This window comes from Synechococcus sp. UW179B, assembly GCF_900474245.1.
GTDB lineage: Bacteria > Cyanobacteriota > Cyanobacteriia > PCC-6307 > Cyanobiaceae > Synechococcus_C.
In genome coordinates, this window is record NZ_UCNZ01000005.1 from 24,608 (window position 1) to 35,321 (window position 10,714).

Genomic DNA, 10,714 nt, shown 5'->3' on the forward strand with positions numbered 1-10,714 from the left:
TTGCCTAATCCGAACCCAAACCGGGCGCATATTCGTACATAATCCCTTCGTTCGTCACAGGATTTGTGCTGCGTCTTCGTCCACTGCTGCCTGTGCTTTTAACAGCCATTTCCGTTAGTGCTTGTGGAGGCTCTGATGAAAAGACGCCCGCCCTACCGGTCCAGCAAGCATCGGTTCTTGAAGCTCCTTTCACCGACGATATCGATACGGTGAGTACGCTCGAGGCCAATGAGTTGGTTGAGCTAGCCGCGCAAACGTCCGGTCGTATCACTGAGCTCAAAGTGTCTCAGGGCGATCGTATTGAAGAGGGTCAGTTGCTCGTCGTGTTGGATCAGGTTCAGGCACGAGCAGCGTTGGCAGAACAACGGGCGAAAGCGGAAACAGCCAAAGTTGATTGGCAGCGCGAAGAATTTCTCGCAAAAGCGGGGGCTGCTTCGCTTCGTCAGCGCGATTCCTATCGCTTGAAATACATCGCGGCGGTTGAAAAAGTTAAAGCTTTAGAAGCAGAGCTCAGCTATAAAAATTTGCGTTCGCCAACCGCAGGGACCGTGGCCAATGTGCAGGTAAAGGTTGGAGATGTGGTCAATCAAAACCAACCGTTCACCAGTGTGGTTCAAAACAACATTCTTGAAGCGAAGGTCGAAGTCCCTGCCGCCTATGGCGATCGCCTCGCCATCGGTCAACCCGTCATTTTGAGTGCCCCTGGCACGGTTAAGCCTCTAGCGACGAGTCAGATTGAGTCGATTGATCCTCAAGTCAATCCTCAAACGCAGGGTCTATTGGTGAAGGCCTTGTTTAATAACGATGATGGCCGGTTACGGAGTGGGCAGCGACTGCGTACCAGGGTGCAACTGAAATCTGGTCAACAGATTTCAGTTCCGTTTGCGGCGGTAACACAAACGTCAGGACAAAGTTTTGTTTTCCGTGTTGGTAACTTCGCTGACTTAAAGGCCAACCCAGGTAAAGCTGACATCGAGCGAATTGGTAAAGGCATCGAAAAGGGTAAATTGCCAAAAAATGCCCTGTTTGCACTTCAAACACCAGTCAATATTGGAGAGGTTCAGAACAACCGTTATCCGGTCACGAAAGGTTTAAAACTCAATGAAAAGGTGATTACGACCAATCTTCTTAACCTCAAGCATGGAATGCCGATCCAGGTGAAATCACAACGCGCAGGATCCCAACCTGCTGCAGCTAAGAACTGAGGTTGATTCATGTCTGCATCGAATAATTTCATCACGCGACCGGTTCTTAGCACCGTTTGCAGTCTTTTAATTGTGATTGTGGGATTGATCGCAATTCCAATTCTTCCGATTGAGAATCTCCCCGATATTGCTCCTCCAACGGTCAAGGTACAGGCCACATATGTGGGAGCTGACGCTGTTTCTGTTGAACAAGGTGTCACCACTGTTCTTGAGCAGCAGATCAATGGAGTGGAGAATATGGACTTCATTACCTCCAACAGCTCGTCTGATGGAGTGAGCTCTGTCTCCGTTTCTTTTAATAGTGGAACGGATGGAAATATTAATCAAGTTAATGTCCAAAATAGAGTTTCGTTGGCTGAACCTCAATTGCCTGAGGAGGTTCGTAAAGCTGGAGTCACCGTAAACAAGGCCTCGAATTCGATTCTGCTTGTTTATAACTTCGTTAACTCTGATCCTTCTAAAACAGAATATAGTGTGGAGACGATAAGCGGTTATCTGGATAAAAACTTAACCGATAATATTAAACGGGTTCCTGGTGTGGGAGAAGTTACTTATTTTGGTAACCGTAAAGTTGCCTTTAGGTTGTGGCTTGACCCGGAAAAGCTTGCAGTCAATGGGCTTACCTCCACTGATGTTGTTCAGAAACTTCAGAGTCAAAACCGGTTGGTCCCAGCGGGCAAGATCGGAGGCTCTCCTGCTCCTGAAGGTCAGCAATACACATTTACTGTGCAATTACAGGGACGCTTAACGACAGAAACTGAATTCGAAAATATTATTTTAAAAACGACCGATGCCGGTGGTTTGATCAAGCTTAAAGACGTTGGTCGCGTGAGCTTGGGCGGAGAGGCCTACGGGATCGATGCGATGGACCTTAAAGGCACGCCTTCTGTTGGTGTGGCTGTTTATCAGCTCTCAGGAAGTAACGCCATTCAGGTGTCTAACGGTGTGAAGGAGGTGATCGAGAAATTTGAACAGACGCTTCCTGTAGGTCTTAACACTCAGGTGATTTATGACACCACTGACTTCATCAACCAGTCCATCAAAGGGGTAACCAATTCCCTGCGGGATGCTGTGATTCTGGTGGTCTTGATTCTGTTTTTATTCCTTCAGAACTGGAAAGCAACGCTCGTTCCAGCCATCGCCATTCCTGTGGCATTGATTGGTACGTTCGCGCTCGTGCTGGCCTTCGGGTTCTCCCTTAATCAGCTCACCTTGTTTGGTCTCGTTCTTGCAACGGGTTTGGTCGTTGACGATGCGATCACGGTGGTTGAAGACACCTCTGCCAAAAAAGCTGAGGGTATGACATCTGTGCAGGCGGCCATGGCCACCATGGATGAACTCTTCAGTGCTGTGATTGCGACGTCATTGGTCAAGATGGCGGTTTTCCTTCCTGTGTTGTTCTTTCCCGGAGCAACAGGGACGATCTACAAGCAGTTTGCTGCCACGATCCTCTTTTCGATTGGGATCTCAACCTTCAACGCACTGACGTTCTCGCCCATGTTGGCAGCCCTGTTGCTGTCGAAAGAAACAAAGCCGCTGAGCAAACAGCAATACGCCACAGCTGGCGTTTTTCTTGGTTTTGCCTACGGCCTTTTGAGCGCTGGGAATGGCGCCGGATTGGTTCTTATCCCAGTGGTGGTTGGTGCCTTGATTGGCTTCGTTGCGATGAAGCTCACATCGATTCCCTTGCGGATGCCTGGAGCTGCGGGTGGAGCCGTTGTGGGTTTGATTCTCGTGGGGGTGACCAACCTCATCCCTGTGATCTTGTTCACGCTGATTGGTCTTGTTGTTGGCTGGTTCATTCCTCAGATCTTTATTCACTTCAATCGCTTTTACGCGGGTTTTGAAAAGCGCTATTCGAAAATTCTTGATCAGGTTCTAAAAGCTCGCCCGATCGTGATGGCGGCTCTTGCCGCTGGAATCCTGCTCACTGGCTTTGCTTTTACGCGCATCCCTGGAGGATTTGTTCCGATCGAAGACCAGGGTTATGCCATTGGTTTTGTGCAGGCTCCTGATGGTGTTTCGAATGAGACGACCCTTGCCATCAACCGCAAGGTGGCCGAGGTTTTGCGATCTGAAGATGATATTTCTGCTGCCGCCTTGTTTAGTGGGGCCAGTTTGGATGGAAACGCACCGAATAAGGGATTGTTCTTCTTTGGAACAAAGCATTGGGATGAGCGTCAAGGAAGTGAGCACTCAGTGGCGGCGATCGTTGAACGCTTGAACAAAAAATTGTTGATGTCGATTGATGGTGGTCGGGTGTTTGTGGTGGAGCCCCCTTCGATTCCTGGTTATGGCGCTGGTGGTGGTTTTGAATTCCAGTTGTTGGATCAAAGCAGTGGTGCCTATGGGTTGAACCAATTCTTTGCCTCTGCGGGGCAGATCATGCAGGCCGGCAATTCCAATCCAATCCTGAATCGTGTGTACACCCTGTTCTCGCCAGAATCGCCTCAGATCGAAATCAAGGTGAATCGCGAGAAGATGGCGTCTCTAGGGGTTGATTTTGGCTCCGCTATGCAATCTTTCAGCGTTAATTTTGGTGGCGCCTATGTCAATGACACCTTCCAAGAGGGAAAGGTTCGACGCGTCTATGTGCAGGCTGATGATGTTAACCGAGCCACCCCTGAACAGCTTTCGGCTGTTTATGTGAAGAGCATGAAAGGGGAACAAATCCCCTTGTCAGAGTTTTTCACTGTGAAGCCCACCAATGGCCCAAGTGTGATCCCTCACTTCAATCTCTATCGTTCGATCAAGATTGATGGAACACCTGCCGTTGGCAAAAGTTCTGGCCAGGCGATTACAGCGATGAAGACCATCTTCAAAGATGCCAACCTACAGGGGTTGGGATTTGATTGGACTGGTATTTCAAGAGAAGAGGTGAAGGCTGGGTCCTTGGCCGTGGTGATTTTTGCTCTCGGTATTTTGGCGGTGTTCTTGGTGCTTTCAGCGCAGTATGAAAGTTACTCAGATCCAATCATTATTTTGTTGACCGTACCAACGGCTTTGCTTGGGGCCTTAGTGTTCCTTGGCGCGGCTGGTCAGGTCCTCAATATTTATGCCCAAGTTGGTCTGGTGATGCTCATCGGCTTGGCCGGTGGTAATGCAATTTTGATTGTGGATTTGGCGAACCAAAAAATGGCTGAGGGCACTTCGGCCCTTGAAGCTGCTCGCTTTGCTGCTCAATCGCGCTTAAGACCGATTTTGATGACAGCGATTTCTTCCCTCACAGGATTTTTGCCCTTGATGTTGGCAAGTGGAGCTGGAGCACAAAGTCAATCTTCCTTGGGTTTGGTGGTGTTTGGTGGTCTCTTGGTGGCAACCTTCCTTTCCACTCTGGTTGTTCCTGTGTTCTATGTGGTGATGAAATCGCTTCTAGGTCAGGCCGATGCCAAGCCTGCTTCTGATCCTCAGCTGAACTGATGACCAAAAAGACATTTAGTGGCTCAAGAGTGTTGGTGGCAATTGCGATTGGACTCGCAATCGGCTGTGCAATTGCCTATTTCTTGAAGATTTTAATTGAGAACACCCCGGCTGAGATTGATCTCACCAGGCTGCGATTGTTCTACTTAATGGTGATTGCATCCTCTGGACTCGCTGGTTTTGCCATTGAATCCACCCGTCAACTCCAGGAAGAAGCTGTGGATCCCGTCTATCGCCATCCCAATGCCCATCGAGGCAGGCGTGAGTCACAGAAGAAATAACCCACGCCTGATCTCCATCAGGTAATTACTCAGGTAATCACCGTTGGGCGCTCCATTCCGGTGCGTTCTGTGATCTCAGCGAGCTGATTGATGGCTTGGATCATGTCGCCTAGTGCGACTTGGGGATCCTGAGCCAGGTCACCCGTGGTGGGGACATAGCTCTCGAGATACACCCTCAATGTGGCTCCCTTGGTCCCTGTGCCTGACAGGCGCAGCACCACCCGGCTTCCCTCGTCCAGCAGGATGCGCAGCCCCTGCCCTTTGGTGACGGATTGGTCGACGGGATCGGTGTAGCTGAAGTTGTCAGCGGCACTGATGGTTCGGCCCGCGAAAGGTTGACCGATGAGATTTGGAAGCATGGCTTCCAGGCGGTCATAAAGCCCATGCGCTGCCTCGCTTGCAACGGCTTCGTAGTCATGGCGCGAGTAATAGTGACGCCCGTAACGGTTCCAGTGTTCGCTCATGATCTCGGCGACACTGCAGCGTCGCTTCGCCAAAATCTGGAGCCAAAACAGGACGGCCCATAGCCCATCTTTTTCGCGCACGTGGTTGCTGCCTGTTCCGAAGCTTTCTTCGCCGCAGAGCGTGATGTCGCCAGCATCGAGAAGGTTCCCGAAGAATTTCCAGCCGGTCGGCGTCTCAAAGCATTTGATTCCCAAGTCTTTGGCCACCACATCCACGGCAGCACTGGTGGGCATCGATCTTGCAACCCCAGCGAGGCCTGAGGCATAGCCAGGGGCAAGGGTGGCGTTGGCCGTTAGGACGGCCAGGCTGTCGCTTGGGTTCACAAAGCAACGCTTGCCCAGAATCATGTTGCGGTCGCCATCGCCATCACACGCAGCACCGAATTGATAGGCATCACCTTCCATCAGGAGATCGGCGAGTTCATGGGCGTAGGTGAGGTTGGGATCGGGATGCCCGCCTCCAAAATCTTCCAAGGGCGTCCCATTGCGGACGCTGCCAGCCGGTGCTCCTAAGACCTCTTCCAGCAATTTTTTGGCATAGGGCCCCGTGACCGCATGCATGGCATCAAAGGCCAAGGGGAAGTCGTTGCGAATCAGAGCGCTAATGCTCTCGAAGTCAAACAATGTCCTCATCAACGCCACGAAGTCATCGACGCCATCGATGACCTCGACCTGCATCTCACCGATGCTGTGCTGTCCTGGCGCCTGAAGGCTGATGGCAGGAGCATCCACGATTGAATACCCCGTGAGGGTTTTGCTGCAGTCGTAGACCGCATCCGTAAAGGACGCAGGAGTAGGGCCGCCGTTGGCTCCGTTTACCTTGACGCCGAAGTCACCATCAGGGCCACCGGGGTTGTGGCTGGCGGAAAGGATGATCCCGCCGATGGCTTGACGTTGTCGAATGAGGTTTGAAGCCGCAGGCGTGGAGAGGATGCCGCCTGTGGTGACAATCACTTTCTGCAATCCGTGGGCTGCACCCATGCGCAGGATTACATCGATGGCGCGGAGGTTCCCGTAGCGGCCATCTCCTCCGAGCACCAGGGTTCCTCCTTTCATTCCCGGGAGGGTACGGAAGGAGGCTTCGATGAAACTCTCTAAGTAGTGGGGCTGTTCAAACTGTTGGCTGCTTTTGCGGAGACCAGAGGTGCCTGGCTTTTGGTCGGTGAAAGGCGCCTCGAGTTGCACCTGCCGCTGGGTGGGTTCCGTCGGCATTGAAGGGGTCATGACGAGGCAGCATCGTTCCCCAAAACCTAAGCCTGTTGATGGGGGTTCATGGCTCTCGATCAGACCAGTTATCACAGCTATTGATAGGAAGCGCGGTTGCCCGGCCCCTGAACAAAGAGCCTGACTTTGTCTATGCGCTTCGTGAGCATCCCTTGCTCAGGGCGGCAATCCTGCTTCAGGTTTGATTGGCTGGAGATCCTCCTGAAGATGGATTGCTTGGTTTGCTCGGTTTTTCAGGATCAGCACAGACCACGGTGAGCCGGCGTGCGGGACTGTCAATGCTGTCGCGGCGTTGAGAGCTGTTGGTTGCGGCTGGCTTGGCTTCTTGCATCAGCTCCCACACCGTGTCTTTACAGGCTGCTGGAAGGCGTGGATGGTCCATCAGTGGATTGGCGATTTCACGCGTGCGCGTACAGGTGTCCAGCGTGTTTTCCCGTGAGCAGGCGTAAGCCAGTAGCTGCAGGGACCTCAATTCATCCTTGGTGGGAAACGCTACGTATTTCAATTGTGCGCGAACCGCACTAGGCGCCAGGATCGCTAAGCCAACAAGGAGTGGCGAGAGTCGCGCGGGCAGAAGGGAAGTCATAGGAGCATTCTGGCGCCAGAACAAGCGCATGGGCGCACGCTGCCAAGCCGTCCTTTGCGCTTTGCGTACCATCTCGGTGAATGGATGGATTGGCTCAAGCCCTTGTCAGTTGTGCGTGTTGTACGTCTAGGTGTGCGTCTGGGCTTGTTTCAGCTCAGCCTTGGAATCCTCGGGGTTCTCATTCTTGGACTCCTGAATCGTCTCCTGATCACTGAGATTGGCGTGTCTGCTGCATTGACGGCTCTGGCCTTCGGAGCTCAGCAACTGATGGGGTTCAGCCGGGCTTGGTTCGGTGATCGTTCGGATCGAATCCCTCCGGGGCGATTGCGGCGAACCCCCTTCATCGTGCTGAGTTCGCTTGCCTTGTCGTTGCTGTTTGGAGGTGCGGGATGGGTGGTGCTGCAACTCGCTAGAACCATGCCCTCAGCAGAGCAGCCTTTCTTTGCTGCCTGGATGGGACTTCTGACCTTGATTTCCATCGCCATCGGTACAGCCGTTGCGGCGGGGGGAACGGCCTTCTCTGCTCTGATCGTTGATCTCACGACGGATCGCGAGCGTCCCCGTGTGTTGTCTGTGGTTTGGGGCATGCGGCTGCTGGGGGTTCTGTTAGGAACCGCTCTTGTGAATCGGATCTTTGGTGCAGCCTGTGGTTTGGAGGCCGGTCAAGCTGCCGTCATCGCTGGACTCGAACGGCTGATTGTGGTGACTCCCCTGCTGCTGTTTGGTCTTGGTGTGTTGTCAGTCATTGGTTTGGAGCGGCGTGATCTGCCAAATCAGGCAACCGAATCTCTAGATGGGGACGATCAGGATGTGGCAGGCAACTCCAGGGACGGGCGTGAATCCCTGACGTTGCTTCAATTGCTTGGTCGTTTGCGATCGATTCCTCAGTTCGGACGATTTACAGGTGCTTTGTGCCTGTTCACCTTCAGCATGTTTCTCAATGACGCGGTGCTCGAGCCCTATGGCGCCGCGGTCTTTGACATGAGCATCTGTGCCACAACGGCACTGAATGCCTTCTTGGCAGTGGGCTTTTTTGTTGGACTTGGCCTCAGTGGTTTTCAGTTAGTCCACAGGATTGTCAACATTCGTACAGCCCAGTTTGGGGCGGTCTTTGCTTCGATTTCCCTCGCTCTGATGTTGTTGTCGGCGCCATGGCAGTCGTTTGAAAGTTTGTATGTTCCATTAACTCTTTTTGGTGTGTCGCTTGGAATCTGCATTCATGCAAGCTTCACGTTGATGTTTAGCTTTGTGGAGCCAGGAAGGGTGGGCTTATTGCTCGGAATCTGGGGGGCGTTGTATGCCTACTCCCGGGGATTTGCCACGATCAGTGGTGGTGGGCTTCTCACGCTGTTTAAAACATGGAATGGTGGCGATATGTTCGGAGCCTATGGCAGTCTCTTTGGCTTGCAGATGATCGGCTTCCTTGCAGCGGCTTTGCTCATGCGCCAATTAGATGTTGCTGGGTTCCGCAAGAATGTGCAGTTCAGCGTTGGTGATGTCATCCAAGGTGCTCTGGATTAAGGCGTCAAAGCCAAACAAGTTTTATCTTTTTGCACCAGTGCTGGAGTTTGTTTCCTTGCGCTGGACTCTACTCCCGCATTTCGCTCGCTGTCGTGCCAGCTTCCGTTGTATTCGTGGCGTGATCCCCAGCTCTGCTCCCCGCCACATCCGATCCATCTCGCGAGTGAAGTGAGCAGCGAGTTTGGGTGACTCGATGATCAGCAGGGTTTCATCATTGGTGTGGGCTGCGGAAGGAGACCAATTGAAGGATCCCGTGATCACTTTGCGCTGGTCGATCACGGCGAACTTGTGATGCAGCTTGTCGCCGCGGGCGAGGCGTGGGGTGCCGATGCCTTTTGCTTGCAGTCGTTGTGAAGGAATCGCTCAGGGATGCTCAGGACTCCTATTAGTCCATAAGCCAGAACCCAAGCCAGAAGTGCATGGGATTTCGCAATAAGACCCCTTAGGGCTAAGAAGAACTACAAGATCTGTCGCACTGGCTTGGCTTTTGAGGGATGTCAGCCCTAAGCCCGACTTCCATGCAAGGGAGAGGGATGTTGAAGAAACCACCCAGGGTGAGGGATAACAACGGTGCTCTCCAAGTCAGGTTGAGGCTCGACGGGCGCGACTATTTCATCAATCGCCTCGGACGTTTTGATGATCCAGTTGCCCAAGCCAGGGGGCAAGCCATCTGCGCTGAAATCTGGCGGGATTCCCAGCAGGGTGATTTGGACCTGTCCCTGAATCGATATCGACCGTTGGTTGAGGGACGTGATGTTCATTTGCTGGAAGGATTAGCGCAATTATCAGAAGAGAAGAAGCAAGCAAGGGTCACACATGTCTATCGGCTGGTGAAGCGATTTGGACTACCGATCAGGACAAGAGCAGAGGTAGATCGCTTCTTGGTCTGGATGAAGAATGAGGGGTTGGCGGCATCCACGCAGTCCACGATTCTGAGCACAATCAGATCAGTGCAACCCTGCAATAGGGCACTGCGTTTGGTGCAGGTGAAGGTGCCACCTAGGTCAGTGCAAGAGGAGGTGCTCAGCAAGGAAGAGATCAAGAGGGTGCTGAATGATCTGAGAAGTAATGAAGAGTGGTTCTACCCTTGCTTTGCATTGTGGTTAAGCACAGGGCTGAGGAATGCAGAACTGATTGGATTGACCTGGGACTGCGTGCGCCTAGATGAAGGGGAACTGCTGATCAGTAAGACGCTGAGACGTGATGGCACAGCGACTCACAGGCGTTTGTGGTCAGGAACCAAGACAGGTAAGGCAAGAGTCGTTCCGCTCAGCGATCAGGCAATGCAGGTATTGAGAGAACACAGAAAGACAATGCAATGCCTGGGTCTGAACACGAAGGAAGGCTTGGTTTTTGTGACCCCTAGGACTTACGGACATCTGTATGACTCAGGGTTAGAGCGGGTGTGGAAGAGAAGTCAGAGGAGGGTGGGACTGATCCCCAGACGTTTGTACGCCCAACGGCATTCTTTTCTGAGTCATGCACTTGCATTAGGGAACAGTCCTGCTGATCTTGCAGCAGTGGCAGGACATCGAACCGAGGAACTACTTAGGACCTATGCCAAGCCAACAGGGAGAGTCAAGTTGCCGACATGGTGAGGCAGAGCAAAGACCAGTGGATTGAAGAAAGGAGAGAGATATTCAGACATTGTTATGAGGTGTGCTGGTTGGCGTGGTCGTTGTCGATCAGGGTCATATCTCCTTTGCGTCGATAGTTTCTTATCGTGCAGAAGAATCAATCCATGAGGCTGACTGAGGAATAGCAAAATTATCTTTTGTGTGATAGCTGCATGTTTATATCTGCTGCGGAGTGTATTCACTAAGGACTTGGCCAAACATCACGACTATGGGGAAACCTTATGAGAACAGGGCTGCGTGATGTCTCTAAGCGTGCATTTTGTTGTTCTCTGATGCATAGAGATCCTGATTGTATAAATAGTTGTGTAATGGCTTGATTGGTAGGTGTGATGCTGATGCGTATCCAGTATCGATATGCACTATTCAATCAATCGCT

At 52.2% G+C, this 10,714-nt stretch carries 7 protein-coding genes and 1 pseudogene; 5 read left to right on the forward strand and 3 right to left on the reverse strand.

Annotated elements, in window-relative coordinates; genetic code table 11:
* Window positions 1–65 precede the first annotated feature (65 nt).
* Genes DXY38_RS02630 through DXY38_RS02640 form a run of 3 tightly spaced genes read left to right on the forward strand, consistent with a single transcriptional unit; the run spans window position 66 to window position 4,906 of the window.
* A complete protein-coding gene (locus tag DXY38_RS02630; RefSeq protein ID WP_115070366.1) occupies window positions 66–1,205 on the forward strand; it encodes an efflux RND transporter periplasmic adaptor subunit in 1,140 nt (379 codons plus the stop codon).
* Between the two features lie 9 nt (window positions 1,206–1,214).
* Entirely contained in the window at window positions 1,215–4,625 is a 3,411-nt protein-coding gene (locus tag DXY38_RS02635) for an efflux RND transporter permease subunit (protein ID WP_115070367.1), read from the forward strand.
* Window positions 4,625–4,906, forward strand: coding sequence for a hypothetical protein (locus DXY38_RS02640; protein ID WP_115070368.1), 282 nt, complete (start codon window positions 4,625–4,627; stop codon window positions 4,904–4,906). The genes DXY38_RS02635 and DXY38_RS02640 overlap by 1 nt, the downstream gene beginning before the upstream one ends.
* A 29-nt stretch (window positions 4,907–4,935) precedes the next feature.
* Here DXY38_RS02640 and DXY38_RS02645 read toward each other — a convergent pair whose 3' ends face one another.
* Window positions 4,936–6,594 carry an alpha-D-glucose phosphate-specific phosphoglucomutase gene (locus DXY38_RS02645; protein WP_115070369.1) on the reverse strand — a complete coding sequence of 553 codons (1,659 nt, stop codon included), beginning with the start codon at window positions 6,592–6,594 and terminating at the stop codon, window positions 4,936–4,938.
* Between the two features lie 175 nt (window positions 6,595–6,769).
* On the reverse strand, window positions 6,770–7,180 hold the full coding sequence (locus tag DXY38_RS02650) for a hypothetical protein (protein WP_170952830.1): 411 nt from the start codon (window positions 7,178–7,180) through the stop codon (window positions 6,770–6,772).
* 84 nt (window positions 7,181–7,264) lie between these two features.
* Here DXY38_RS02650 and DXY38_RS02655 point away from each other — a divergent pair, with 84 nt between their 5' ends.
* Window positions 7,265–8,701 (forward strand): MFS transporter, encoded by a 1,437-nt coding sequence (locus tag DXY38_RS02655; protein WP_115070370.1) that lies wholly within the window; start codon window positions 7,265–7,267, stop codon window positions 8,699–8,701.
* Between the two features lie 21 nt (window positions 8,702–8,722).
* Here the strand turns inward: DXY38_RS02655 and DXY38_RS02660 are convergent.
* Window positions 8,723–9,037 (reverse strand): annotated as a pseudogene (locus tag DXY38_RS02660) (phospholipase D-like domain-containing protein); the annotation flags it as partial.
* A gap of 197 nt (window positions 9,038–9,234) precedes the next feature.
* On the opposite strand from DXY38_RS02660, the gene DXY38_RS02665 reads away from it, so the two are divergent.
* The gene (locus tag DXY38_RS02665) at window positions 9,235–10,299 is read left to right on the forward strand and encodes a site-specific integrase (RefSeq protein ID WP_170952831.1); all 1,065 of its coding nucleotides are present in this window, start codon (window positions 9,235–9,237) and stop codon (window positions 10,297–10,299) included.
* Window positions 10,300–10,714 lie beyond the last annotated feature (415 nt).